A 25,229-nucleotide genomic window follows, 5' to 3' on the forward strand; every position below is an offset into this window, starting at 1 on the left:
TTTATTTATAATTCAACAGATACGCCATTAAGCGTGCCCCAGCTATCTACAATCGAGAACCGGGCAAACAACTCTTCCTTATACCATTCGCGCTCCCTGGTAAGCTTAATCACATCCGAATGATCAAAAGATTTGTAGGCATAGTTTTTCATGCTATCAGCATCGGCCCAGATTGAAAAGGTAGCCTGATCGAAAAATGGATTTTCGCCAATACCTGCCGACAAGATAAAACCGGGAGCGGTACGCATGGCATCAGCTGCTCTTTTAATATTGCTCCTAAACTCTTTTAACTTATTAAATTTAATCGCCGCCCTTGTAATTACAGCAATCTTACCCGTATGGGTATTACTTGTTTTATCGGATTTAAATGGCTCTACTGCTGACCATAAGCCATGACTGGATAAAGGGTTTAATAAGATAGTAAAACTTTCAACCCCAAAGAAACCAAACCATTTTAGCGCAAAAGAACGACGATAAAAATCACCACAATCGCTCCGGTTATCCCAGGTGGTAAGCACGGCCCAATGTTTATAATCAGGAGCTAAATCTACCTGAGCATCTTTTCCGCTCCCCATTAACTTCCAGAACCTGCATCTCTTATTTAACCACAATGGCAACCGTAAAACAGCTATCCCTACAAATGCAAAAGGAACGGTAAGGCCAGGGAATTTGGTAATGGTTAAAGCTACAATCATAAACTCACGGTTAATGATGCCAAAACTAAGGATTTTAAGAATAGGTTGTCATTCAAATTTTCGTCATTAAAATTCACTATTGCCTTACATCTCACAAATCATAATTAACTTTAATTATAGAAATAAAAAAAAATGGCAGAAGACTTAACCATCACCAGAAATACATCAAAGGAAGAGCAATATCAATCGATCATCTCCCAGATAGAGGCTTTACTTTATGGTGAAACCGATTTTATTGCAAACCTTGCAAACGTTGCAGCAGCACTTAAAGAACAGTTTAACTGGTTTTGGGTAGGTTTCTACCTGGTAAAGCAAGATGAATTGGTATTGGGCCCATTTCAAGGGCCGGTAGCCTGTGCACGGATTAAAAAAGGAAAAGGGGTGTGTGGAGCCTCATGGCAACAGGCAGAAACCATTATCGTTCCGGATGTTGAAGAATTTCCTGGTCACATTGCCTGCGCATCTGCCTCTAAATCAGAAATTGTTTTACCGTTGATTGTTAATGGTGAAGTGATAGGCGTTTTAGATGTAGACAGCGAAGTGTTAAACAAATTTGATGAAACAGATAAAACTTATTTAGAGCAAGTTATATCAATTATATTAAATAGATAGTTAATTAAGGTATTGAAACTAAAAGAAGAATATTATCTAAATGAAGACGTGGTTAGCCTGGCTAAAGATCTGTTAGGCAAAATACTCTATACCAGAATTGATAACGAAATCACCGCAGGCATCATCGTCGAAACCGAAGCTTATTTTGGTGTAAAGGATAAAGCTTCGCATGCTTACGGCGGCCGCAGAACCAACCGAACAGAAACGATGTATAGCAATGGAGGCATTGCTTATGTATATCTTTGTTATGGCATGCACAACCTCTTCAATATTGTAAGTTCGAAAGAAAACGACCCGCATGCTGTTTTAATCAGGGGTATAGAACCTTTGGTTGGCATCGACATTATTGAGCAGCGTAGAAATATGCTGCATACAAAGGGCGCTATTTCGGCTGGCCCAGGCTCTGCCGCAAAAGCACTGGGAATAGATAAAACTTTTAACGCCAAAAATCTAACCGGAGATGAAATCTGGATCGAGGATCATGCTATCCGCTACCTAGATGAAGATATTGCTGCCACACCTCGCGTAGGCATTGCATACGCAAAAGAGCATGCTTTATTACCATGGCGGTTCTTTGTGAAAGGCAATAAATATGTGAGCAAACCAAATAAGGTTTAATAAAATAACATAAATTGAAAAGCAGGTTTGGGAACAATATCTGCTTTTTTTGTATTATTGAGGCAATGAATTTTGAAAACAACTTATTATTCGCACAAAGACAAGACGAAACCGACCAACTACGCGATTTCAGGTCTCAGTTCTTATTTCCAAACCACAACGGAAAAGATTTTATTTACCTGTGTGGCAACTCATTAGGGCTTCAACCTAAAGTTGCTAGTGAAGTTTTAAAAGGTCAGCTTAACAACTGGGCCAACTATGCAGTAGAGGGCTGGTTCGATGGAAACGAACCCTGGATGTTCTACCACAAAGCACTCAAAAAGTTAATGGCCCCGATTGTTGGCGCATTACCATCGGAGGTATGCCCGATGAATACCCTAACCGTAAACCTTCATTTGTTAATGGTTAGCTTCTATCAGCCTAAAGGTAAACGCTTTAAAATCATTATGGAAGGTGGCGCATTCCCATCCGATCAGTACGCAATAGAAAGCCAGGTAAGATTTCATGGTTTCGACCCAAAAGAAGCGATTATAGAGGTTTTCCCCAATGAAGGCGAAGAAATACTCCATACCGAAGATATCTTGGCTAAAATCAAAGAAAATGCAGATGAGATCGCTTTGGTTTTATTTGGCGGAATAAACTATTACACCGGACAATGGTACGATATGGAAAGCATTACAAAGGCAGGGCATGAAATCGGCGCAATTGTAGGCTGGGATCTGGCGCATGCCGCAGGTAACGTTCCTGTAAAGCTTCACGATTGGAATGTTGATTTTGCCTGCTGGTGCTCATACAAATATCAAAACTCAGGTCCGGGGGGAATAAGTGGAATCTTTGTTCACGAAAAACATTTCAGCAACACCGAATTGAACCGCTTTGCAGGATGGTGGGGCTACCAGGAAAGCAAACGTTTTAAAATGGAAAAAGGCTTTATTCCAGAAGCCGGGGCAGATGGCTGGCAGGTAAGTTGCACACAGGTAATGCCAATGGCTTTATATCATGCTTCCCTTCAAATTTTCGAACAAGCAGGCTTCATTGCGCCATTAAGAAACAAAAGTATTACTTTAACTGCATATCTTGAATTTATTATAAATGAAGTAAATAAGGAGTTAGAAGTGGAGCAATATAAAATCATCACACCTAAAGTGGCTAAAGATAGAGGTGCACAGTTATCCATCATCGCGCAACAAAATGGTAAACAGATTTTTGATGGCTTAATGGCAAACCACATACTTGGCGATTGGCGCGAACCTGATGTGATCCGCTTAAGCGCAGTCCCTCTTTATAACTCTTTCGAAGATGTCTATTTGACTGGGCAAGCACTTTTAAAAGTAAGTAAAGAGGTTTTACGATAAAGAAGAACAAAGGCTCGTCAAATAAAAAAGCAAGAAAATGATCAATTACAACCCTAAAGATTGGAGTACCTTCATTTTTCACATCCACAAAAGTGACACTTTTAGAAAACTGTGGCCATTAATGCTTGCGGTAGCTGTTTTTTCGGGTTTGGTGGCATTTGCAGAGCTCAATTTTTTTCAACTTTCTAAAAGCAGCTATGTGACCAATATCGGCATGATGCACAGCTTATTAGGCTTTGTATTATCAATGCTACTGGTTTTCAGAACAAATACAGCATACGACAGGTGGTGGGAAGGAAGAAAGTTATTGGGATCGTTAACCAATGTGAGCCGCAACCTGGCCTTGAAAATAAAAGCGCTTAAATTAACAGAAGAAGATGTCCGTTTTTTCGAATACGGCATTCCTAAATATGCTTTTGCCTTAAAAGAACATTTACGCGAAAGGATGTATTTTGGCAAAAACAGTCTTTTGATAGAGGTTGAACAAGGTAAACACGTGCCAAACCAGATTGCAGGAAGCTTAATTAACAGGTTATACGAACTACTCGAAAAAGGCGCTATTTCGCAGGAGCAATTTATTGTACTTTCTAGCGATTTTAATCAATTTACCGATATCTGCGGTGCTTGCGAGCGCATCAAAAACACTCCGATTCCGTATTCTTACAGTGCTTTTATCAAGAAGTTTATCTTTATTTATGTAGTTACTTTACCTATTGGCTGGGTATTCAGTTTAGGTTATTTTGTGATACCAATTGTCCCCTTTATCCTCTATGTATTAGCGAGTTTGGAGCTGATAGCTGAAGAAATAGAGAACCCATTTGGAGAAGACGCAAACGATCTTCCTGTAGACCAGATCTGCACGAACATTGAAAAACACGTGGAGGAAATTTTAGGCTAATGATTAAGATTGCCTGGCATCCACTCTACGCGCATCCTTTACCCGAAGGACACCGTTTTCCGATGCTGAAATATGAATTGATACCCGAACAACTTTTACATGAAGGGACTATAGCACAGCAGAATTTATTTAGTCCAGAACCGGTTTCTGAAGATATTATACTCCTGACTCATGAAAAAACATATTGGGAACAGCTTAGAGATTTAACACTTTCTACGAAAGACCAAAGGAGGATAGGTTTCCCCTTAAACGCGCAGCTATTAGAACGCGAGCTGCGAATTACCCAAGGCACAATCGATGCAGCCCATTTTGCAATGAGTAACGGAGTTGCCTTTAATGTAGCAGGTGGCACCCATCACGCAGGTAGCAATTGGGGCGAAGGTTTTTGTTTATTGAACGATCAGGCTGTTGCAGCTAATTACTTGTTAAATAATAATTTAGCTAAGCGGATCTTAATTATCGATTTAGATGTACATCAGGGGAATGGCACGGCAGAAATCTTTCAAAAGGAGCCAAGGGTGTTCACTTTTTCGATGCATGGCGATAAAAATTTTCCTTTCAGAAAAGAAATTTCAAGTCTGGATGTTCCTTTAGATGATGGTGTGCAGGATGACGAATATCTGTCAGCTTTAAATATCAATTTAAAAAAGGCATTCGAAAGGGCCAAACCTGATTTTGTATTTTATCTATCAGGGGTTGATGTGCTTACTACCGATAAGCTGGGAAAACTGGCATTAAGCAAAATCGCATGTAAAGAGCGCGACAGAATCGTGCTACAGGCCTGTAAAGATAAAAATTTGCCAGTGCAAGTGAGTATGGGTGGAGGCTACTCCATCGATATCAGAGATATTGTAGATGCGCACTGCAACACCTACCGCCTGGCTTTTGATTTATTTGGATAAGCTCATCCACAAAACCATAATATCCTTATCTTCGCGGCCATATGTTGGAGATTATTTATCAGGACGAAAATCTAATTGCGATTAACAAACCCCATGGGTTATTGGTTCATCAATCTTCCATTGCAAGAGATGCCACGGAGTTCGCACTTCAGTTACTCAGAGATCAGGTAGGCAAGCATGTTAGTCCGGTACATAGGCTAGACAGGAAGACAAGCGGGATCTTATTATTTGCTTTCGACAAAGTATCTGAAATTGCTATGCATCAACAATTTATGAATGCTGAAACTGATAAAAAATACTTAGCTATTCTGCGAGGTTTCACACCCGATGCAATGGATATCGATTATCCATTAGCCAAAGAAAACGGGACCATGCAAGATGCTTACACTTCATTTAGAACACTTCAAAGAGCAGAAGTAGCAGTAGCTTTCGGTAAACATCCAACCTCACGGTATTCATTGGTAGAGGCCAGACCCAAAACCGGGAGGATGCATCAATTGAGAAGACACTTTAGTCATATCCTACATCCAATTATTGGCGATAGGACACATGGCTGTAACAAACAGAACAAATTCTTTAAAGCGCAATGGGATATGACCACCATGTTACTCCATGCCTCAGAATTATCATTCACCCATCCCATCACAAACGAAAGAATCCATTTAAAAGCCGGTTTACACGACGAATTTAAAAGAGTGATGGATTTCATGAAAATGGAATCTTAGCACAATTTTTGCCATCAAAATCTGTTTATATAGCATCTATGATTAAATACTTACGATTTACACTCCCAGTTTTAGCGCTTTTCGCGGCCAGTTGTTCTTCCGTTTATATGCCAAACGTACCAAATACCCCCATGTTAAGTAAACAGGGCGAATTTAGTGGCGGTGCACATATCTCTTTAAAAGGCAATGCAAGTGTTAATGGCGCTTACGCCGTTTCCGATCATATTGGTTTACTTTTTAGTGGTTCGAGAATGAATAGTGAACGAAAAAGCAAGGATTTCGGACATAAACTTATTGAAATTGGGGGAGGATACTTTGATACTTTTGGTCCAGATAACAACCGGATTATTGAAATTTATGCAGGCGTCGGGAAGGGCTGGAGTGATATTACCTTCCGCGATTATAAAGACGACATCCTCATCAGCAGCGAATTGCAGGAAGTAGATTACCGGAAAACATTTTTACAGGTTAATTACAGTTCGAAAAAGAAAAACAACCTTCGGTTATTTGGAACAGATTTCCCAATTAACTATGGTACAGCATTAAGGATTAGCCATATTAAGATGGATAGGTTCTTTTTAAACGGTATTGTTCAGCCGAAAGAAGATAATATTTTCTTTGAACCGGTTTTCTTTACGCGTATGGCGCTCAGCAAAACTTTTCAGCTACAATATACCACCAGCAGTAATATTGGCTTAAAAAACCGTAAATACATGTCTGCAGGCAATTCTATCTTCACCATTGGTGTTGTGGTTAATGTTGGGGGTAAATAATATGAGTAAAGCTCCTTCGACAGGCTACCATTGACAGACCTCCATAGAAAGGTCGTCATTGCGAGGCACGAAGCAATCTTAATGCGCACGCTAGTAGCGATCGTTGTAAGATTGCTTCGTCGGCTGAAAAAGCCTTCTCGCAATGACGATTCCTCGCAGCTTACAATACGATAAAAATCCTTATGTCATTTATATTGATTTTTATATAATAAATTATCCCTCAGAATGACAATTACCTACCAAAGCCTTCGTTTTATTCTGAAAACGCATAAACAACAGGATAGAAGCCGTTAATAAACCCAGGGTTAATCCATACCAGATGCCATTAACGCCTAAGTTAAAATGGAATCCTAATACATAACCAATTGGAATACCAACTACCCAGTAGGCTAAAAAGGTAATAAACGTTGGAATATTAACATCACCAACACCACGTAAAACACCTAAGCCAACCACCTGTGTGCCGTCAAACAGCTGAAAAAAGCCAGCAATAATTAATAATTGGGCAGCAATGGGAATAACAGCGGCATCTTCCGTATAAATGAAGGGCATGATGTTATTGGCCAGAACAAAAATCACTGCGGTAATAGACATAAACAACAAAATAACATGATAGCTGGCTATGGCAGATTTACGTAAATCGTCGAAATTATTTTTACCAAAGTTATTTCCCGTTTTAATGGTAGCTGCCGAGGCTACACCACTGGCAATCATATAGGTCATGGCGGCTAAACTAATCGCAATCTGATGCGCAGCCTGTTCTACCGCACCAATTGTACCGATAAGCACTGCAGCACCGCTAAAAGCACTGATTTCGAAAGAGTACTGCATGGCAACAGGCATCCCAATTTTAGCAATCTTAATCGCCCTTATTTTATCAAAAAACGTGGCTTTAAAACTGATCAGGTATTTTTTGAAATGCTGAGAACGCAATACATAAAAACACATTACGGTGGCCATTAAAATCCTGTCGATTAGAGTACTTAACCCCACACCACTAACACCCATCGATTTAATACCGAACATACCTTTTACGAAAATGATTCCTAAAATGATGTTGATCGCATTTCCCCAGATAGAAACAAACATGGATTGTTTGGTAAATCCTAAACCTTCAGCAAACTGCTTAAAAGTCTGAAAAATCAGTAAAGGGATAATTGAAACAGATAAAAGATTCAGATAAGGTTTTGCATAACGCACTACCTCGGGCGTTTGCTCCAGGTGGTCGATCACAAAAAATATCCCTAATTGAACCAGTATGTATAAAAATATCCCCACACAGATATTAATAATTAAGCTGTTTGATAAAAGCTTTCCGCATTCATCATAATTCTGACGACCGTTTTCCTGTGCGATAAGCGGCGTTAAACCATACGAAATACCCAAACCAATTACCAGGATAAGCATAAATATGCTGTTCACTAACGAAACAGCAGCCAATTGAATGGTATCAGTAAAATGACCGACAATAATACTATCGGCCATGTGTACCAAAGTATGACCAACCTGAGAACCTACAATTGGCAATGCCAGATGAAGATTTTCTTTGTAATAGGGCTTATATTTGGTGTAAATTTTAGAAAACATAGGGTTGCAAAGGTCGCGTTTTTAAAGCTCAAAAAGTAGGTGTGTAGAAAAGTTAATGTTCGGTTTACAAAAAGACGGTCACCCTGTTGCGCTGAATTATTAAGACTAGCAGTTTGCTAAATAAGTTCATGTTTGGTGCATAGTTATCCCACAGGTCAAAAATTGATATCCGAAATCTATTTTGGAGAGGCCGCCAGCAAAGGAGCATATTTCTTAAGGATTGAAAGAATTTTAGTTCTATCGGCAATGTAAATATTACTCATAAAGATAATACCTGTTGTTTTATTGAAGAGTATATTAGCACTTGCACCTGGGTCATCACCATCATGACCAATATATCCATCATTGTAAATATTCCAGAAAACGCCCTTATTTCGTGTTTGTAAACTCATATTCTCGGGTACGCTTTGGAGCGTAAATACTGGTTTAAACATCTCAATTGCAGATGTGCTCTCAATCAAACCAGAATTACTATTGAGCATTTTCATCATCTCCCGTACATATAACGACAGTTCGGCAGCAGAAGTTCTTAATCCTCCATCAGGGTAAGTTGTAAGGTGATAAAAAGGCAATACGATATCTGCTGTTAAATAAGGAACCGCCTGTTTTGCAGCGTTTTGTTTTGTTCTAAACCAATTTGTATTTTTCATTCGAAGTGGTTTAAAAATATACTGTTGGGTAAAGTCGGAGAATGACATACCAGATTTCACTTCAATCAGAAAAGCGGCAAGTGCTGAACCAATATTACTGTATGAGGCCCTTTTTCCAGGTTTCGAATTACTAAAATTCTCTTTTTTATATAACGCACCTTGAGGGGTTAAATAAGCTTTTAGAAATGTTATTAAAGTAGTATCATTAAGATCTGAAGTATAATTATTCTCCTTCATCATTTTAATTAACAACTCATTTTGAACTTTAGGGCCCTCAAAACGATAAGACCGATTGTATATTTCCTGATTATCTAAAATACCAGAAGTATGAGTGGTTAAATATTTAACTTTAATAATTTCATCAGGTAAGTAAGGATTTACAATTTTAAACGGAAGGATAGTATTAATATCCGTTTCCAAATCAAGATAACCGAGTTCTATGGCCTTCATAAGCGATACAGCTATAAATGTTTTACTAACTGAACCTATATTTTGAATTGTTCGTGGCGTATATGTCTGCTTTTTAGCAATATCAGCATAGCCAAAACCTTCTTTAAAAACAACTTTATTCTTGTTTAAAATAGATACCGAAAGACCAGGGATACTATTTTTATTCAGATAATCTGTCAATTCACGCCTTAGAGAGTCCTGATAATTTTGCGACTTAACGGTTAGGCAACAGAAAACAAGAACAAAAAAGAATATTGATTTTAGATACGTCATTTTGATGTTTTTTATGGTATTTGCTACTTCACCACCGTAAAATATTCTTCTTTTTCTGAAGTATGCGATTTGATTACATTGGTTAAAATTAAATTAACCAAAACCTTTTGTGCCTTACGGTAAGAACTGCGCAACAGTTTACTAAACTCTTTCAGCGTAATCTTTTCGTTCTCTTCCAGGTATTCGAGCAGCTTTTTTTCATTTTCAGAATAGGAGATGAGTACACCATTGTTTTTATATTCCTGTTTCAACACTTCAAGAATAATGCGACTGGCGAGAACGCTTTTATCGTCTATGCGGATATAAGCCCACCATTTTTTTTGATCATCGAGTGCATAATGTGGCTTCGTATCACTTTCAGGAATATTAACTACCAATACCAATTTATCATCAACATAAATTTCTTCGAAGTAAGGCTCAATTGCCGGTTTGCAGAACTGATGTGCTGCAGTTAAAATCATGTATTTCTCTTCTTCTTCTGATTTTACCCCTTTAATAGATCCATCATCAGCAACACCAATCAATAGTTTACCACCTTTGTTATTGGCAAAAGCAACCAGGCTCTTGGCAATTTTCTCGGTATTGGTAATGGTTTTCTTGAAATCGAGCATAACGCCCTCGCCCTGCAAAATTAAACTCTTAATACTCGGCATAATCTAAAAAATTAGTAAGCTACTCTAGGGGTTTCGCCCTGATGCAGGTTTCGGATATATACTTCATTCATCACGGTAGCGCACAGCTCGCCATCCTTATTGGTAATTTCCATCGGGTAGGCCTTTACAAACTTTCCAACGGTTTTTAGTGCGTACTCTGCTTCGTTCAACATCTCATCAGTTACGGTTATGGTAAAGTATAATGTAGAACGACCAGGCTTTAAATATTGTATAGAAGCACTTTTTAGCCAAACACGGACTTTAAAGCCTCGGCGCTGCATTAACTGATCGAACAATAAGGCATAAAACGGATCTGTAGCTGCATAAATTGTACCACCAAAAATAGAACCGTTATAATTTTTATTCAAAAAACTCTTGCTCAGCTTAACCGTACAACTTCTAAATTCATTTCCAAATTTCTGAACCCAAATGCGTTGAAAAAATAGGGGTGGGTAAAAACGCATTACCCATTTCAGGGTGTTTTGAGAAATAATCATATTTACTAATATCAGAAAGTTTTATCACCTTTTAAAGTTTTGAAGATCTTGTTTTAGTAATATTTCCGTAATTTAGAATTATGCATGTTTATGGTACCATTACCGACGCTTTAACAGATTTAGATAGTCGTGGTTATAATTTAGATTTCAATTTAACGGCAGAAAGTTTAGCATGTAAATCAGTCAATTTGTTCCTGAAGCCTGAAGAATTTGAAATTGAAGAAGTGTACCGTTTCGAAGGAATGACCGACCCGGCTGATAGCTCGGTTGTTTATGCCATTTCATCAAATGTGGGAAATTTAAAGGGAGTATTGGTAGATGGTTATGGTGTATATGCTGAAAATATATCGCCAGAATTGCTGAATAAGTTAAAGATTCATCATGAATAATACATTTATTTGTTTCACAATACATTAATAATCAATACAATAGTTGAAAAATAACCAATATGAAATAAAAAAAATTAAAACCAAATGATTATAAGGTTGTTAGGTTGATAGATAACAATAAAAACTATGAAAAAAATAATCTTAAGTCTTGCTTTTGCGGGTTCTCTTATGATAGCCACATCAGCATGCAATTCGTCTAAAAATATGGCTGGTTCTTCAGACAGTACTGCGACGGATTCTACAAAAAAGATGGATACCACTAAAAAGATGCCAGACACCACCTCTAAAAAAATGCCTGACACTACCAAAATGCCACCTGATACCACAAAAAAAAATCCTCCAATGTAGGAAGGTAAGAGCCACTCTAAAACAAGAGTGGCTTTTATTTTAAAAATCTATTTTAAATATTTGTGTTATTGCGTACTTTCAGCATTTAAACCAAATAATTAAATGGGTCTTCAAGCAAAAGCAAACAACCGTAATGTAATTTTCTTAGTTATTGTAGCTGCTCTGGGTTACTTCGTAGACATTTACGATCTTGTTCTATTCTCTGTTGTTCGTGTTCAAAGTTTAACTGAAATTGGCGTTTCGCAGGCAAATATGCAATCTGATGGCTTTTTGATCATCAATTCTCAGATGTTCGGTCTACTTTTAGGCGGAATTTTGTGGGGAATACTGGGCGATAAACTAGGAAGGATCAAAGTTCTTTTTGGCTCGATCCTTTTATATTCACTGGCCAATATTGTCAATGGTTTTGTTACCTCAGTTAACAGTTATGCCATTATCAGGTTTATTGCCGGTATAGGTTTAGCAGGAGAACTTGGCGCAGGGATTACTTTGGTTGCTGAAACCATGGATAAAGAAAAACGCGGTTATGGAACCATGATTGTTGGTGCCGTAGGTTTATTGGGTGCAGCCGTTGCAGCAACTGTAGCAGCCGAATTTACCTGGCAAACCTCATACTTTGTAGGTGGCGGAATGGGCCTGGTACTGCTTTTATTGCGTGTTGGTACTTTCGAATCGGGCATGTTTAAACACGCCGCTAACCAAACAGAAGTATCAAAAGGAAATATCTTAATGCTGTTTAACAATTGGAAACGTTTTTCGAAATATCTCTATTGTATCTTAATCGGTATTCCGTTATGGTTTGTAGTGGGGATCCTGGTTACCTTAGCGCCAGAATTTGGCAAAGCTTTAGGTGCAACAGAACCACTAAAAGCTGGTACCGGGATTATGTTTACCTATTTTGGAATTGCAATAGGCGATGTGGTTACGGGTCTCCTCTCTCAGGGATTAAAGTCGAGAAAAAAAACAGTCTTTATCTTCCACTTGCTTTCTGTTGCGAGTGTAGTTGTTTATTTAACCAGTTTCGGCTTAACGGGTAGCAATTTTATCTGGATCTGCTTGTTTATGGGCTTCTCTGTAGGTTATTGGGCCACATTTGTTACCATTGCATCAGAACAATTCGGCACAAACATTAGGGCTACGGTAACTACAACTGCACCTAATTTTGTTAGGGGCGCATTAATCCCTATTACATTCTTATTCGAATTTTTAACCCATAAATACGGATTAATTACTGCCGGATATTTAGTGATGGGAATCTTAACCCTGATTGCGATGTTTGGTTTGAGCCAATTAAAAGAAAGTTTCAACAAAGATTTGGATTATTTAGAAGAATAATAAGTTTCTGACTAAAAATAATGTCAATAAAATGTACTATCTAAACATAAATCAATATAGCTGCCTGAATAGCTTTAAATTTGTATGGAAATAGAAAGAGCCATCATGTTTAAAGAAGAAGTAGCGGAACGGTATAAGCAAATTCAGGATGAAATTTGCAGGGGATTGGAAATTGCCGATGGCAAAGGAAAATTTGAAGAGGAACTTTGGGAAAGAAACGGTGGGGGAGGCGGACGCACCAGGATTATGCAAAATGGTGCAATTATCGAAAAAGGTGGTGTAAATTTCTCTGCAGTACATGGTAAATTGCCCGAAGCTGTAAAAAAAGCCTTTAATGTAAGCGAAGATGATTTTTTTGCTACCGGAGTTTCAATTGTAATTCATCCAAACCATCCACTGGTTCCGATTATCCACATGAATATCCGCTATTTCGAACTTAATGAAGAAACACGCTGGTTTGGCGGTGGTATCGATTTAACACCACATTACGTGTTCGAAAACGATGCCCGTTTTTTTCACCATAAATTAAAGCAGGCTTGCGATGACTTTAGTGCTGAATTTTATCCAAAATTTAAAACACATGCCGATGATTATTTCTTCATTAAACACCGTGAAGAAACCCGTGGTATTGGCGGTATTTTTTATGATAGACTGAAGCCAGAAAACACCAATTTATCATGGGAGCAGATTTTAGATTTTTCTATTAATATTGGCGAAACATTTTTGCCGATTTACACCGAATTGATTGATAGGAACCGCGATAAAGAGTTTACAGAAGCCCAGAAACAATGGCAATATCAGCGCCGTAGTCGTTATGTAGAATTTAATTTAGTTTACGACTCTGGAACAAAATTCGGGTTAGAAACCAACGGACGGATAGAGTCTATTTTAATGAGTTTACCACCACAGGCTAATTGGGGCTATAATGTTCAGCCGGAAATTAATTCTGATGAATACAACACCCAGCAGCTACTAAAAAAAGGAATTAACTGGATCTAAATGACCGAATTAAAAGAATTTGAGCGTCTGCTACTTAAAACGATAATAAAAGATAATCCAGAAAAATTCGGCTATTTGGCTGAGCACTTAGATTTTATAAGGATCGAAACGACTAAAACAACCGGTACAGGTCTGTACATAAATTTTGTCTACCTAAAGGAATTTCAAGAAGAAGAATTTGAAAACGGTTTACTCAGTGCTGAAGCAAAACTAACTGCTCCAAACCTGAAAAATGAATTAACTTATTGCTTGGATGTTACGAACTGTAAAATAGATTCTCTAGAAATTTTAACCAATGAAAAAGAAAATTGGGACGGTGATTTAGAGAATTGTAGTTTGAATTAATTTCGGACTTAATTTTCGCCAAGTATTTTTTTACCAACCAAAAAATAAATTAAAGACCCAAAAAGAGGCAAGAACAATACCACATTGGTCCACATCCATTTTTGTCGTCTCTTATTGTATGGGAATTTCGAAATGTCTAAAATAACGTAAATGTTTATCAACATGATAAGCATTACGACAATAGCGAGAATTATCAAATAAGCGTTCATACGTAAATATAGTCATTTTAAAACAATGTTAAAGATGGCGCCACCTCATGAAAGCCAGCTTTTAGTTTGCCAAGCCTGAAATCATTTACTAGGTTATGAGCCAGGCGTGTTGGTTCGGGGATACGATAATTTCCAACAGATTTTTAATTGTATTTAAACTTTCTTCTTGCAGCTCCCAGCGGCGGCTATCAATCAGATACTCGTCAATTGATTTGAACCTTTCCGAAAACTTAAGGTTGAGCGTTCCTCCTTTTATATGATCAGAAACCCCTTTAAACTACAACGATTGGTTTTCAGAAATGAAAACGTCCCTTATCAGCCTGAGTTTTTCGGAATCTCCATATTGATCTGTAAAAATTATCTGAGTAAATGAATATTGACGGGTACGAGGTTTCCATGATGCAATTGACCTAAAAAAAATAACATAATTTCTTTTTTCAGATAAAATAACTATTTTAGTTCTATCATCCCATATAAACAGCACAACTGTTAAATATTATTGTTTATGAAAAAACCGATGCTTTTATGCGAGGGCGGGTGATGGTCATCTTCTGCGAAAAGAATGTTGCGACACAGCCTGTCGACCAAGCAAAAAAATATTTTTCAGCTGCACAATGTAGCTCAACGATTGTTTGCGGCCATCCCAAAACAAAGCCGATACGTGAGGATCCTCCTTTTCTCTAAAATTTAAAGAGACGATACTCTTCAGTTCAGCGGTATAACAACATTGCTCTAAAAAGAATACAATTATAAATCAGTTTTAAAATGAAGAAAAACCTTAATCTTTACCCTTTGCTTATTGTCATCATATTTTCTGCGTGCAGGAAAAATGATCCAACATTTGAAAATTTGCCAAAAAGAAAAACAGCTCAGACTGAAAATGCTAGCTTGATGCGGTCTGATATCACAAACCCGTATTATCAGGTTGATTCCATTGGCCGCAATATCCAGGTTGTTGCCGAATCGCCTAGTGCCAATTCGGAGAAAGACAGGATATTAAATCGCCGCTTTCCTTCTGACTTTTATCCAACAGGCTTTTTGTTAGCCCCATTAGACACATTAAGGATTAATGCAGAAATTGTTAGTGGAACCTCACTTCCCAAATTGTTAATTGGGACATATCAAAGATACGAAGGCGTAACCCCACAGATCGTTGAGCTAAAATCTGGAGAAAATAAAATTGTGGCCAATAAAAATGGAGGTATAATTTGGGTACGATATAGTAGTAGCCCGATGTCCTCCAGCAAGGCTAAACTAACGTTCGTTAGCGGCCACAAGACCGTCCCGGTTTTCGTCAAGAATACAACTACCCTAGCCCAATGGCAGAAGCTATTTGAACAGGCAGATACAGCAGTTCACGATGTCTTGTTGATCGGACAGCGAACAAATATCGTTTTACCCCGAACTTACGCCATATTGAAAACCCAGGACAATAACTCCATATTGGATGCCTGCGATAAAACCTGGGATACGGAAGACGATATAAGTGGCTTGGATGGATCCGCACCTCTGCACAAAAAGTTAGCCATCCCTCATTTAATGGTGAACAGGGTGTATGCAGGAGGGGCTGCTTGGGATTATGTCACCACATATAGCTACACTTCATCATTTGCCGAATCCTATGCACAAAACGCGTGGTATCAGCGACATGAATCGGGACATCAGCATCAGACGGCCTGGGATTGGGACCAAGAAATCATGGCAGACTTCTACGCCATTTCTACCGGAATGGATTGGGGATTACCTAAAAATCTGATTGCACGCGACGGTGGATGGCTTCAGGTATGGCAACGCGTCAAAGAGTATTTTAATCTTCCCAATACCTCCAGGGACTACAGTAATATCTGGGACGGCAAAAATATTTCTACCGGCGAAAGATTTAGGGGGTCGGCCATGCTTATTCAGCTTAAACTAGCTTTCGGTGCTGGCTTTTATCAAGAACTGCACAAACAAACAAGAGCTGAAAAACCTAAATTACCGGATAATGCAAGCAAATACCGCTATTTTATGCTGAAGGCATGTAATATATCTGGAAAGGATCTGACTACCTTTTTCCGAAAATGGGGGTTTAAAGATGAGGTCGCTTATACAGAGATAACAAAGCTCAACCTTAGCCAACCAGATATAGAACCATCGTCGCTAACTGATGACCCAGTGTTTACGTTTAATTAAGTCCGGCAGACAAGGGCTTGGCACACGATTGCGGGCCTCACTTAATAAGTTGAGGCCCGCAATCGTATCTGTACCAGATATAATAATTCCTAAATGAAACGATTAATCAAAGTGGAAATTTTGTCCCATTTTTGGTTTGAAGCCATTCATTGCACATGTAGAAGATAGCCATTTTGAAACTGTAAGAGCTTACATTACTTTTAATTTTGAAATAATATACTGCAGCATTCTTTAAATGGGATGTATTTAGGTATATACACTTTATCAGGAGAAGAATTACAAGAGTGGATAATGCTTATCTGCAAAAAAAGCTTTTGGATAAACAAAATGAGCTTACTGATCTGTTTTTTCAAAAGCTGAGCAAAGAAGAGTTGTTAAGGATGGCAGCAGCAGCCGGAGCTTTTTGAAAACGAGCTCTCCTTTATTATGTCCTATAATTAATATTATGTTAAGTTGTGTTTTCTAACACCATCCTATTCTCACAAATTACTCAATAAAATTATAGTTCTTGAAGTTTACGGTTAAGTTCTTGTACTTTGTTCGTGACTCCTTTTTTAGTGTAGATATCGATCAGCAACTGTACAGTTTTTTTATCGTTCGGATTAATTTCATTTGCGCGCTGCAAAGCAAACTGTGCACGATTGATGAGGCCTTTATATTTTTCAGTTTTATCAGCATCATTTTTGCTCAGGGTTTCATTGGCTGTATTGATGTAAGCCAAACTCAACTGATACAATGCATCAAAATAATTTTGATCAGTAGACAAAGCTTTATCATAAGCCAAAATTGCGGTAGCGTTATTTCCACCAACCTGTTGCAGATAACCATAAAGAAAATAAAGCAGCTTATTTCCTTTTTCAACTTTTAAATTATTTTCGATTAATCCCTGAGCTTTACTATAATTCTCGGTATCAAGTAATAGATTAATATAATCGTTTGTTAAAAAGCGATTGAACGGATTAAGCACAAGCCCATCCTCCAAAGTTTTAATAGCGGTTTCATTTTCTGATTTCACTACATACATCTGCGCCATTTTCTGAAAAACCGAAGGATTTCTGATTCCGTTCTCTTTTGCACGTTTAAAATAGGTTAAAGATTCGTCGTAAGACTGAATATTTAATGCGCAAATTGCTGTATTTAACGCCAATGTGGTATCTGCAGGAAAATTATCACATACTTCTTTCAAATCAGCAAATGCTTCTTTAAAATCGTTATTAAAAAAAGCTTCATTACCTTTTTCCTGTTTTTTGATGAGAATATTGTGATTAGAGGCTTTAATAAGGCCACCATTATCATCATAACGATCTAAAGATTTGGCTTTTGCTACAGCTTCAACGGCTGAATCGTAAAATTTATTCGCATTATTGGGATCCGTATCAATTAATGAAGCGAAAGAAGTAAGATAAGATTTAATAGACCAGGTTTCACTCCAGTTTTTAGTTTTATTATCTTTCTCAGCTGATTCTATTGATTTTAAGCCTTCTGTAATAATCGATAACTGTTTTTTTTCATCTTCTTTATTGGCAATTGAAGCTTGTAGTTTACCAACAGCATTTCTGGCGATAAGAATTTGACTTTTTTGCGCTACAGCATTAAAAGAAATGAAAATTAAAGCGGTTAATGATATTTTAAGGCAATTCTGCATAATATAAATAATGTGGTAAAACCGTAATAAACGATAAAAATAAACATAAAAAAAAGAGCCCCGAAATTTCAGAGCTCTTTTTTTGGATCAATCAATAAATTATTGTTTAGGCAATGCGTCTAAACGTTTCTTGATATCTTCATAGTTTTTGGTGTCGTTTCTAAAACCATAAATGGTTTTTAATGTTTCTAACGCGCCTTGGTTTTTAGCATCAACTTCAAGTGCTTTTTTGTAAAAAGGAAGAGATTTATCTAACAAAGCATTCATTTTACCAGTTACCTCGTTAAATTCTTTTACTTTTTTAACATCAATTTTATTTCTATCGGCCTGCAATTTTAAAGCCTGGCTGAAATAAATATTGCCCAATAAAACCTGATAATTAGCATTATTTGGTTCTTTTGCAGCTAAAGCAACCAACATTTGCTCAGATTTGGCAGCATCACCCCTATCAATATAAATCTGGGTTTCAGTTTTAATCCAGTCGGTATTTTCAGGGAATTTAGCAGAAGCTTCTTTAATAACGGCTAAAGCAGCTGTTGTATCTTTTTGTTTTGCTAATGTGGTTGTGATAATCTCAGAATATAAATCTTTAGACTGTGGAGAATTCAAAGAGATTACTTTTTTGAATTGGCTAATCATGTTTGGATAATCCTCATTAAGTCTTGCCGCAATACCCGCATTTAGATACATAGCGGTATCGTTTGGATTAATTACTGTTGCTGCCACGAATTTTGCGTAAGCAGTTTTGTAATCTTTTTTATTGTAAGCAATTACACCGCCATTTCTAACTGCGTTGCTAATATTGGTTTCAGCTAGATTAATATTATCTTTTTCGCTCCCTTTTGTATCCAGTTTCTTGGCTTCAACAACTGCATCCTGAGCAATTTTTAGGTTTGCATCGGAATTCGCTGTACTTGTTGAATCCAGAATAGCTGCAGAAGAGGCGAATAAAGCGCGGTAAGACCATGCTTCAGGCATTACTTTAGATTTTTCATCAGCAATTGCTTTGTCGGTATGGGCCAAGCCTTTTGCCAACGCTTCAAGCTTTTTTGCCAATGGCGTTGTAGCATTTGAAGAAGTTAGCTGGAATAAACCCCAGTCGTTTTTTGCCGCGGTTATTTCACTTTTCTGAGCAAATGCAGAGCTTACCGCACCTGCTAGAACTATACTTAGAAATACTCTTTTCATAATTTTTATTCTAATCTTATTTTTAGTTAATTTTCTTCTTCCGTTTCGTTATCCGATTCACCTTCTTCTTCAGTATCATCAGCCTCAGGAGTAGTATCTGCTTCTACTTCTTCACCGTCTGTAACTACTACATCTGTTAAATCTACTGTTTCTTCTTCGTCTTCTTCGTGATCAATTTTAGTAACCGACGCAATTTCGTCATCACCTTTTAATGAGATCAAACGAACCCCTTGTGTGGCACGGCCCATTACCCTTAATGCTGATACCGGAATTCTGATTACAATACCTGAACGGTTAATGATCATCAAATCTTCGCTATCTGTAACGTCTTTTATTGAAACTAATTGTCCCGTTTTTTCAGTAACATTAATTGTTTTTACCCCTTTACCGCCACGGTTAGTTACACGGTAATCTTCAATATCGGTACGTTTTCCATATCCTTTTTCTGATACTACTAACACCGTAACTTCAGGATTGTTTACAGCAATCATGCCAACAACTTCATCCTGATCGTGTGCAAGCCTAACACCGCGTACGCCGGTAGCTGTTCTACCCATCGGACGAACCGTACTTTCGTTGAAACGGATTGCTCTACCAGAACGCAATGCCATTACAATTTCGCTTTGTCCGTTAGTTAAACAAGCTTCCAGTAATACATCACCATCATTAATATTGATGGCATTAATACCATTTACACGTGGACGTGAATAAGCTTCAAGAGAAGTTTTCTTAATGGTACCTTTTTTAGTACACATAATGATGAAATTGTTCTCTAAATATTCCTGATCTTTCAGGTTTTTAACCTTAATGTAGGCTTTAATTTTTTCCTCTTTCGGGATATTGATAATATTCTGGATCGCTCTTCCTTTACTGGTTCGTGAACCTTCTGGAATTTCGTAAACCCTCAACCAGAAACACCTTCCGGCTTCGGTAAAGAACAGCATATAATTGTGGTTTGTGGCCACAAGCATGTGTTCAATAAAATCTTCGTTTCTTGAGTTACTGCCTTTAGATCCTTTTCCGCCTCTACCCTGTGCTCTAAATTCGGTTGCCGGCGTACGTTTTACGTAACCTTCGTGAGAGATGGTGATTACCACTTCTTCATCATCGATGAAATCTTCCATGCTCATGTCTTCGGCCGAGTGAACAATAGTTGTTCTACGCTCATCACCAAATTTCTGACGGATTTCTGCTAACTCATCTTTGATGATCTGCATACGCAAACCTTCATCTGCTAAGATAGATTTTAAATGCTCGATGGTTTTCATCAACTCTGCATACTCTTCTTTGATCTTATCGCGCTCTAGTCCTGTTAAACGACGAAGCGTCATATCCAAAATCGCACGTGCCTGAAGATCGCTCAGTCCGAATTTTTCCATCAAGCCTAAACGGGCATCTTCAGGGGTTTCGGAAGCACGGATTAATTTAATTACTTCATCTAAATGATCTAAAGCAATTAAATAACCCTCTAAAATGTGTGCACGTTTTTCGGCTTCTGCCAATTCGTAACGGGTACGGCGAACAATTACATCATGGCGGTGATCCACAAAATGCACAATTAAATCTTTAAGATTTAACATTTGTGGACGGCCTTTTACCAATGCAATGTTATTTACACTGAAAGAAGTTTGTAATGCAGTATACTTATATAGGTTGTTTAAAACGATAGAAGCATTTGCATCACGTTTAATTTCGTAAACGATGCGGATACCATCTTTGTTAGATTCATCTTTAATGTTCGAAATACCTTCAAGTTTTTTCTCACCAACCAATTCAGCAGTACGCTCAATCATCTGTGCTTTATTAACCTGGTAAGGAATTTCGGTAACAATAATTACCTCGCGGTCTTTAATATTCTCGATTTCGGCTTTTGCACGCATTACAATACGGCCACGACCTGTTTCGAAAGCTTCTTTTACCCCTGTATAACCATAAATAATACCACCGGTAGGGAAATCCGGAGCTTTTACAAACTTCATCAATTCCTCGATCGTAATATCTCTATTATCGATATAGCTTACCACGCCATCAATTACTTCGGTTAAGTTGTGAGGTGCCATATTAGTGGCCATACCTACCGCAATACCAGAAGATCCGTTAACCAATAAGTTCGGGATTTTTGCAGGTAAAACGGTTGGTTCTTGTAAGGTATCATCAAAGTTTAACTGAAAATCTACAGTATCTTTATTGATATCGGCAAGCATTTCTTCGGCTATTTTCGAAAAACGTGCCTCAGTATAACGCATTGCAGCCGGAGAGTCACCATCAATGTGACCAAAGTTTCCTTGTCCATCAACCATTGGATAACGTAAGCTCCAATCCTGAGCCATACGAACCATAGTAAAGTATACAGATGCATCACCATGCGGGTGATACTTACCTAGAACCTCCCCTACAATACGGGCAGATTTTTTATGTGGTTTATTACTGGTTACACCAAGATCAAGCATACCATATAAAACACGGCGGTGTACCGGTTTCAATCCATCACGTACATCAGGCAAAGCCCTCGATACGATTACCGACATTGAGTAATCAATGTAGGCCGATTTCATCTGCTCCTCTATATTAATTTGAATGATTTTGTCGTTCTGCTGATTTTCTAAATCTTCTGCCATAAATTATTATTCTCGCTACTTAAAACGATATTAAAAAGGGTATTACTATAACCTTGCGAATTTAACAAAATTTAGCCGAATTAAGGCATTGTGGAAAAGTTTTGACCTTTGCTATAGGTTTTTTATTCCCGATGGGATTTAAATTTATTGAGGGCTAGTTTAACGAGTTTACTGCATTTACAAAAAAAATGGGTTGTAAGTTTTTTTTGTAAATGTGAGGTTCTATTTCAGTGGCGGTCTGCAGTCCTGCTATCGCTGCAAGTCCTCATTCGTACCTCATTGTGGGCTTTCCGCTATATCAGGTTTATAAACAGCGGACAGTATTTCATATTCGGATCTAAACCTCGCAGGTTTCAAAAACCTACTGGGTTTGTAATTGAGTTTGTAGAGAACTAAAATTTACAATCTTAACTAATTCTGATACTTTTGCGTTTCAAATAACATATAATGGCAAACGGAAAGAAATCTGCAATGAGTTTTATTATGGTTACCCTCCTGATCGATTTTACAGGTTTTGGGCTGATCATTCCGGTTTTACCAAAACTTATTCAGGATTTCACTGGCGGTGGCTTCGGTTTAGCGGCAGAATATGGTGGCTGGCTCACCCTTGCATATGCATCAGTACAATTTATATGCTCTCCAATTATTGGTGCAATGAGTGATCGATACGGCCGAAGACCGGTATTATTAAGCTCTTTGTTCGGTTTAGGTATCGATTACATCTTTTTAGCCTTCGCCCCTTCTATTGTTTGGCTATTTGTAGGAAGGATTATTGCAGGGATAACAGGTGCAAGTTTTACAACCGCACAGGCATACATTGCCGATGTTTCTCCTCCAGAAAAAAGAGCGCAAAACTTCGGTCTGGTTGGTGCAGCATTTGGTGTTGGGTTTATCTTAGGTCCGGTTTTAGGTGGGGCTTTCAGCCATTTTGGTACCCGGGTTCCTTTTATGATTGCTGCAGGTTTATCTTTAATTAACTGGCTTTACGGTTATTTTATACTGCCAGAATCTTTACCTGTTGAAAAACGCAGGGCTTTTGACTGGAAAAGGGCAAATCCAATCGGTTCATTGTTAAGCGTTGGCAAATACCCTGCATTATTGGGCTTAATGGCTACCTTATTCTTATTATACTTTGCCAGTCACGCTGTTCAATCCAACTGGACATTCTATACCATGGAGAAATTTAAATGGGATGCTGCATGGGTAGGTTATTCATTAGGTTTTGTGGGTTTGGTTGTGGGCCTTGTTCAAGGTGGTTTAATAAGGGTGATCCTTCCCAAAATCGGAGAAAAGAAAGCGGTTTACTTTGGTCTCATTTTATACATCATAGGCTTCATAGCTTTTGCTTTTGCAAGCAAGGGCTGGATGATGTTTGCTTTTATGCTTCCTTATGGTTTAGCCGGAATCTGCGGACCGGCCATGCAGGGCTTAATCTCGAATCAGGTACCTTCGAATGCACAAGGCGAAATGCAGGGTGTTTTAACAGGTTTACAAAGTTTAGCTGCCATATTTGCCCCTTGGGTAATGACACATATATTTGCTTATTTTATCGAAGGCAAGGCTCCGGTTTATTTTCCAGGTGCACCGTTTATATTGAGCGCAGTATTAACTTTAATTGGATTGTTTATCTGTTTAAGGAGCTTGAAGAAATACCATTAGGTTTCCCGCAGATCTAAAAAGATAATAAACGCAGATCAAACAGATATTGAAATGTACTATTAATGTGCTAATCGAAAAGCTATCAAATCGATTTAAATCTGTGGCCCTTTTCTGCGAAATCTGCGGGAAATGTTCGGCACTTACAACAACTCATTAGCCAAATTAGCCAACTCACTCCTCTCGCCTTTATGTAGCGTTATGTGCGCGTAAAGCGGATGGTTCTTAGCATTTTCGATCAGGTACGATAAACCATTACTTTCAGAATCTAGGTATGGCGTATCAATCTGGTAAATATCGCCTGTGAAAACTATTTTGGTATGTTCGCCCGCCCTCGAAATTATCGTTTTCACTTCATGGGGTGTTAAATTCTGTGCCTCATCAATAATAAAGAAAATTTTGGTGAGGGTTCTTCCCCGGATAAAAGCCAATGGCGCAATCGCTATTTTTTCGGTTACAATCAGTTCATCAATCTTCTCAGACATTTTATCATCGCCGATAAACTGCTCTTTAATAAACCGCAGATTATCCCAAATTGGCGCCATAAAAGGATCAGTTTTCGATTTTGCATCGCCTGGTAAGAAACCGATGTCTTTATTGCTCAGGGAAACAATCGGTCGCGTTACATAAATCTGCCTAAAGTTTTTACGCTGTTCTAAAGCGCTTGCCAAAGCCAATAGCGTTTTACCTGTTCCGGCATTCCCTTGTATGCTCACCAGCTTAATTTCAGGATCTAAAAGCGCATGAATGGCAAATGCCTGTTCAATATTTTTAGGTTTGATTTTAAATATAGGATCAGTAGAAACTGCTGAAATTGTTTTTAAACTGTTGTTATAAAATACATTTGCTGTTTTTCTCTTATTCCTTAAAATATAAAAGTGATTGCCATTTTTAGGTGGCAGTTCTACCTCATTCGCATCAATAAAAGGTTGTTTTTTTATTTCATCTATAATTTCCACCAGAAAGTTGGCTATTTCGGTCTTTCCGGCATAAAGCTCATCTACATTTTTAATTTTACCAGTTTCGTAATCTTCTGCATTTAAATCCAAAGCTTTTGCTTTTAACCTCAGGCAGATGTCTTTCGATACCAGTACTACTTTCTTATCGGGATATTCTTCTTTTAAACTTAATGCTGCATTTAAAATCTTATGGTCTGTTTTGCCTTTTCCATACACTTCTTCCGCATTTATAGTTAAAGGCTTTTCATTTAAAACTACCTTAAATTTTCCTGAATCAGGGCTTTTTAACGAAATCCAATCGCTGATGAGTTTTTGTTTTGAAGTTTCATCAATAAGGCGGATAAAACTTCTGGCCTCAAAATTCCGGGTATCGTTACCGCTTTTAAAATTATCGAGCTCTTCTAAAACCTGAATGGGAATAGCTACATCGTGCTCGTGGAAGTTATTTATCGCATCATGATCGTACAAAATAACCGAGGTATCTAAAACGAATATCTTTTTTGACGGATTGGAGATTGATTTACCTTTTTTGGCCATTTGGTAAATTTAATATTTTAGGGATAATATGCGGAAAGATTCGCTATTCTTTTTTTGATCGAAAGATCAAAATTTAAGGCAAAATAAAAACGGGGTTCCTCTTCTTTCGATTCAGTTCCCCGTTTTAACTTTAAAAACAAC

At 37.9% G+C, this 25,229-nt stretch carries 24 protein-coding genes; 14 read left to right on the top strand and 10 right to left on the bottom strand.

The window, feature by feature from the left end:
• Nucleotides 1–5: 5 nt before the first annotated feature.
• On the bottom strand, nt 6–695 hold the full coding sequence (locus tag AW17_RS01660; protein WP_029274352.1) for a DUF3291 domain-containing protein: 690 nt from the start codon (nt 693–695) through the stop codon (nt 6–8).
• A gap of 132 nt (nt 696–827) precedes the next feature.
• Between AW17_RS01660 and AW17_RS01665 the strand changes: the two genes are divergently transcribed.
• The 7 genes from AW17_RS01665 to AW17_RS01695 all read left to right on the top strand — a co-directional run bounded on the left by AW17_RS01665 (nt 828) and on the right by AW17_RS01695 (nt 6,578).
• Nucleotides 828–1,307, top strand: a complete 480-nt coding sequence (locus AW17_RS01665; RefSeq protein ID WP_029274353.1) for a GAF domain-containing protein — start codon at nt 828–830, stop codon at nt 1,305–1,307.
• A 12-nt stretch (nt 1,308–1,319) separates the two neighbouring features.
• Nucleotides 1,320–1,925, top strand: coding sequence for a DNA-3-methyladenine glycosylase (locus AW17_RS01670; RefSeq protein WP_029274354.1), 606 nt, complete (start codon nt 1,320–1,322; stop codon nt 1,923–1,925).
• A gap of 65 nt (nt 1,926–1,990) precedes the next feature.
• The gene (gene kynU, locus AW17_RS01675; protein ID WP_029274355.1) at nt 1,991–3,280 is read left to right on the top strand and encodes a kynureninase; all 1,290 of its coding nucleotides are present in this window, start codon (nt 1,991–1,993) and stop codon (nt 3,278–3,280) included.
• A gap of 37 nt (nt 3,281–3,317) precedes the next feature.
• Nucleotides 3,318–4,178: a bestrophin family protein gene (locus AW17_RS01680; protein ID WP_029274356.1), complete on the top strand. Its 861-nt coding sequence runs from the start codon at nt 3,318–3,320 to the stop codon at nt 4,176–4,178.
• Nucleotides 4,178–5,080 carry a histone deacetylase family protein gene (locus tag AW17_RS01685; RefSeq protein WP_029274357.1) on the top strand — a complete coding sequence of 301 codons (903 nt, stop codon included), beginning with the start codon at nt 4,178–4,180 and terminating at the stop codon, nt 5,078–5,080. The genes AW17_RS01680 and AW17_RS01685 overlap by 1 nt, the downstream gene beginning before the upstream one ends.
• Nucleotides 5,081–5,121: 41 nt before the next feature.
• Nucleotides 5,122–5,805, top strand: a complete 684-nt coding sequence (locus AW17_RS01690; protein ID WP_029274358.1) for a pseudouridine synthase — start codon at nt 5,122–5,124, stop codon at nt 5,803–5,805.
• Nucleotides 5,806–5,936: 131 nt separating this feature from the next.
• Nucleotides 5,937–6,578, top strand: a complete 642-nt coding sequence (locus AW17_RS01695) for a hypothetical protein (RefSeq protein ID WP_245234989.1) — start codon at nt 5,937–5,939, stop codon at nt 6,576–6,578.
• A 213-nt stretch (nt 6,579–6,791) separates the two neighbouring features.
• Here AW17_RS01695 and AW17_RS01700 read toward each other — a convergent pair whose 3' ends face one another.
• The 4 genes from AW17_RS01700 to AW17_RS01715 form a co-directional block, all read right to left on the bottom strand.
• Nucleotides 6,792–8,165, bottom strand: coding sequence for an MATE family efflux transporter (locus AW17_RS01700; protein WP_029274360.1), 1,374 nt, complete (start codon nt 8,163–8,165; stop codon nt 6,792–6,794).
• A gap of 176 nt (nt 8,166–8,341) precedes the next feature.
• A complete protein-coding gene (locus tag AW17_RS01705; RefSeq protein ID WP_083488598.1) occupies nt 8,342–9,538 on the bottom strand; it encodes a serine hydrolase domain-containing protein in 1,197 nt (398 codons plus the stop codon).
• A gap of 23 nt (nt 9,539–9,561) precedes the next feature.
• Nucleotides 9,562–10,191: an AlbA family DNA-binding domain-containing protein gene (locus AW17_RS01710; RefSeq protein ID WP_029274362.1), complete on the bottom strand. Its 630-nt coding sequence runs from the start codon at nt 10,189–10,191 to the stop codon at nt 9,562–9,564.
• 11 nt (nt 10,192–10,202) lie between these two features.
• Nucleotides 10,203–10,688, bottom strand: coding sequence for a DUF4442 domain-containing protein (locus AW17_RS01715; protein WP_029274363.1), 486 nt, complete (start codon nt 10,686–10,688; stop codon nt 10,203–10,205).
• Between the two features lie 80 nt (nt 10,689–10,768).
• Here AW17_RS01715 and AW17_RS01720 point away from each other — a divergent pair, with 80 nt between their 5' ends.
• The 5 genes from AW17_RS01720 to AW17_RS01740 all read left to right on the top strand — a co-directional run bounded on the left by AW17_RS01720 (nt 10,769) and on the right by AW17_RS01740 (nt 14,104).
• Nucleotides 10,769–11,077 carry a hypothetical protein gene (locus AW17_RS01720; RefSeq protein WP_029274364.1) on the top strand — a complete coding sequence of 103 codons (309 nt, stop codon included), beginning with the start codon at nt 10,769–10,771 and terminating at the stop codon, nt 11,075–11,077.
• A 126-nt stretch (nt 11,078–11,203) separates the two neighbouring features.
• Nucleotides 11,204–11,425: a hypothetical protein gene (locus tag AW17_RS01725; RefSeq protein ID WP_029274365.1), complete on the top strand. Its 222-nt coding sequence runs from the start codon at nt 11,204–11,206 to the stop codon at nt 11,423–11,425.
• 102 nt (nt 11,426–11,527) lie between these two features.
• The gene (locus AW17_RS01730; protein ID WP_029274366.1) at nt 11,528–12,760 is read left to right on the top strand and encodes an MFS transporter; all 1,233 of its coding nucleotides are present in this window, start codon (nt 11,528–11,530) and stop codon (nt 12,758–12,760) included.
• Nucleotides 12,761–12,844: 84 nt separating this feature from the next.
• On the top strand, nt 12,845–13,759 hold the full coding sequence (hemF, locus tag AW17_RS01735) for an oxygen-dependent coproporphyrinogen oxidase (RefSeq protein WP_425339084.1): 915 nt from the start codon (nt 12,845–12,847) through the stop codon (nt 13,757–13,759).
• A complete protein-coding gene (locus AW17_RS01740) occupies nt 13,760–14,104 on the top strand; it encodes a hypothetical protein (protein ID WP_029274369.1) in 345 nt (114 codons plus the stop codon).
• A gap of 8 nt (nt 14,105–14,112) precedes the next feature.
• Here AW17_RS01740 and AW17_RS25310 read toward each other — a convergent pair whose 3' ends face one another.
• On the bottom strand, nt 14,113–14,313 hold the full coding sequence (locus AW17_RS25310) for a PLDc N-terminal domain-containing protein (protein WP_029274370.1): 201 nt from the start codon (nt 14,311–14,313) through the stop codon (nt 14,113–14,115).
• Between the two features lie 765 nt (nt 14,314–15,078).
• On the opposite strand from AW17_RS25310, the gene AW17_RS01750 reads away from it, so the two are divergent.
• Nucleotides 15,079–16,485 (top strand): M60 family metallopeptidase, encoded by a 1,407-nt coding sequence (locus AW17_RS01750; protein ID WP_029274371.1) that lies wholly within the window; start codon nt 15,079–15,081, stop codon nt 16,483–16,485.
• 499 nt (nt 16,486–16,984) lie between these two features.
• Here the strand turns inward: AW17_RS01750 and AW17_RS01755 are convergent, their stop codons facing one another.
• The 3 genes from AW17_RS01755 to gyrA form a co-directional block, all read right to left on the bottom strand.
• The gene (locus AW17_RS01755; protein WP_029274372.1) at nt 16,985–18,130 is read right to left on the bottom strand and encodes a tetratricopeptide repeat protein; all 1,146 of its coding nucleotides are present in this window, start codon (nt 18,128–18,130) and stop codon (nt 16,985–16,987) included.
• 99 nt (nt 18,131–18,229) lie between these two features.
• On the bottom strand, nt 18,230–19,318 hold the full coding sequence (locus tag AW17_RS01760) for a tetratricopeptide repeat protein (protein ID WP_029274373.1): 1,089 nt from the start codon (nt 19,316–19,318) through the stop codon (nt 18,230–18,232).
• A 26-nt stretch (nt 19,319–19,344) separates the two neighbouring features.
• Nucleotides 19,345–21,936, bottom strand: a complete 2,592-nt coding sequence (gyrA, locus tag AW17_RS01765; protein ID WP_029274374.1) for a DNA gyrase subunit A — start codon at nt 21,934–21,936, stop codon at nt 19,345–19,347.
• A 447-nt stretch (nt 21,937–22,383) separates the two neighbouring features.
• On the opposite strand from gyrA, the gene AW17_RS01770 reads away from it, so the two are divergent.
• Nucleotides 22,384–23,595, top strand: a complete 1,212-nt coding sequence (locus tag AW17_RS01770) for a TCR/Tet family MFS transporter (RefSeq protein WP_029274375.1) — start codon at nt 22,384–22,386, stop codon at nt 23,593–23,595.
• 140 nt (nt 23,596–23,735) lie between these two features.
• On the opposite strand, the gene AW17_RS01775 is transcribed toward AW17_RS01770, so the two are convergent.
• A complete protein-coding gene (locus tag AW17_RS01775; protein ID WP_029274376.1) occupies nt 23,736–25,088 on the bottom strand; it encodes a PhoH family protein in 1,353 nt (450 codons plus the stop codon).
• Nucleotides 25,089–25,229 lie beyond the last annotated feature (141 nt).

Source organism: Pedobacter borealis DSM 19626, assembly GCF_000708285.2.
Lineage (GTDB): Bacteria > Bacteroidota > Bacteroidia > Sphingobacteriales > Sphingobacteriaceae > Pedobacter > Pedobacter borealis.

Excerpts from the sequence above, each read along its gene's own strand:
- gyrA (WP_029274374.1), bottom strand. The coding sequence starts at position 21,936 with ATGGCAGAAGATTTAGAAAATCAGCAGAACGACAAAATCATTCAAATT.
- AW17_RS01710 (WP_029274362.1), bottom strand. The coding sequence starts at position 10,191 with ATGCCGAGTATTAAGAGTTTAATTTTGCAGGGCGAGGGCGTTATGCTC.
- AW17_RS01665 (WP_029274353.1), top strand. The coding sequence starts at position 828 with ATGGCAGAAGACTTAACCATCACCAGAAATACATCAAAGGAAGAGCAA.
- AW17_RS01740 (WP_029274369.1), top strand. The coding sequence starts at position 13,760 with ATGACCGAATTAAAAGAATTTGAGCGTCTGCTACTTAAAACGATAATA.
- AW17_RS01680 (WP_029274356.1), top strand. The coding sequence starts at position 3,318 with ATGATCAATTACAACCCTAAAGATTGGAGTACCTTCATTTTTCACATC.
- AW17_RS01775 (WP_029274376.1), bottom strand. The coding sequence starts at position 25,088 with ATGGCCAAAAAAGGTAAATCAATCTCCAATCCGTCAAAAAAGATATTC.
- AW17_RS01715 (WP_029274363.1), bottom strand. The coding sequence starts at position 10,688 with ATGATTATTTCTCAAAACACCCTGAAATGGGTAATGCGTTTTTACCCA.
- AW17_RS01695 (WP_245234989.1), top strand. The coding sequence starts at position 5,937 with ATGTTAAGTAAACAGGGCGAATTTAGTGGCGGTGCACATATCTCTTTA.
- AW17_RS01730 (WP_029274366.1), top strand. The coding sequence starts at position 11,528 with ATGGGTCTTCAAGCAAAAGCAAACAACCGTAATGTAATTTTCTTAGTT.
- AW17_RS25310 (WP_029274370.1), bottom strand. The coding sequence starts at position 14,313 with ATGAACGCTTATTTGATAATTCTCGCTATTGTCGTAATGCTTATCATG.
- AW17_RS01660 (WP_029274352.1), bottom strand. The coding sequence starts at position 695 with ATGATTGTAGCTTTAACCATTACCAAATTCCCTGGCCTTACCGTTCCT.
- AW17_RS01705 (WP_083488598.1), bottom strand. The coding sequence starts at position 9,538 with ATGACGTATCTAAAATCAATATTCTTTTTTGTTCTTGTTTTCTGTTGC.
- AW17_RS01760 (WP_029274373.1), bottom strand. The coding sequence starts at position 19,318 with ATGAAAAGAGTATTTCTAAGTATAGTTCTAGCAGGTGCGGTAAGCTCT.
- hemF (WP_425339084.1), top strand. The coding sequence starts at position 12,845 with ATGGAAATAGAAAGAGCCATCATGTTTAAAGAAGAAGTAGCGGAACGG.
- AW17_RS01770 (WP_029274375.1), top strand. The coding sequence starts at position 22,384 with ATGGCAAACGGAAAGAAATCTGCAATGAGTTTTATTATGGTTACCCTC.
- AW17_RS01725 (WP_029274365.1), top strand. The coding sequence starts at position 11,204 with ATGAAAAAAATAATCTTAAGTCTTGCTTTTGCGGGTTCTCTTATGATA.
- AW17_RS01720 (WP_029274364.1), top strand. The coding sequence starts at position 10,769 with ATGCATGTTTATGGTACCATTACCGACGCTTTAACAGATTTAGATAGT.
- AW17_RS01750 (WP_029274371.1), top strand. The coding sequence starts at position 15,079 with ATGAAGAAAAACCTTAATCTTTACCCTTTGCTTATTGTCATCATATTT.
- AW17_RS01755 (WP_029274372.1), bottom strand. The coding sequence starts at position 18,130 with ATGCAGAATTGCCTTAAAATATCATTAACCGCTTTAATTTTCATTTCT.
- AW17_RS01700 (WP_029274360.1), bottom strand. The coding sequence starts at position 8,165 with ATGTTTTCTAAAATTTACACCAAATATAAGCCCTATTACAAAGAAAAT.
- kynU (WP_029274355.1), top strand. The coding sequence starts at position 1,991 with ATGAATTTTGAAAACAACTTATTATTCGCACAAAGACAAGACGAAACC.
- AW17_RS01685 (WP_029274357.1), top strand. The coding sequence starts at position 4,178 with ATGATTAAGATTGCCTGGCATCCACTCTACGCGCATCCTTTACCCGAA.
- AW17_RS01690 (WP_029274358.1), top strand. The coding sequence starts at position 5,122 with ATGTTGGAGATTATTTATCAGGACGAAAATCTAATTGCGATTAACAAA.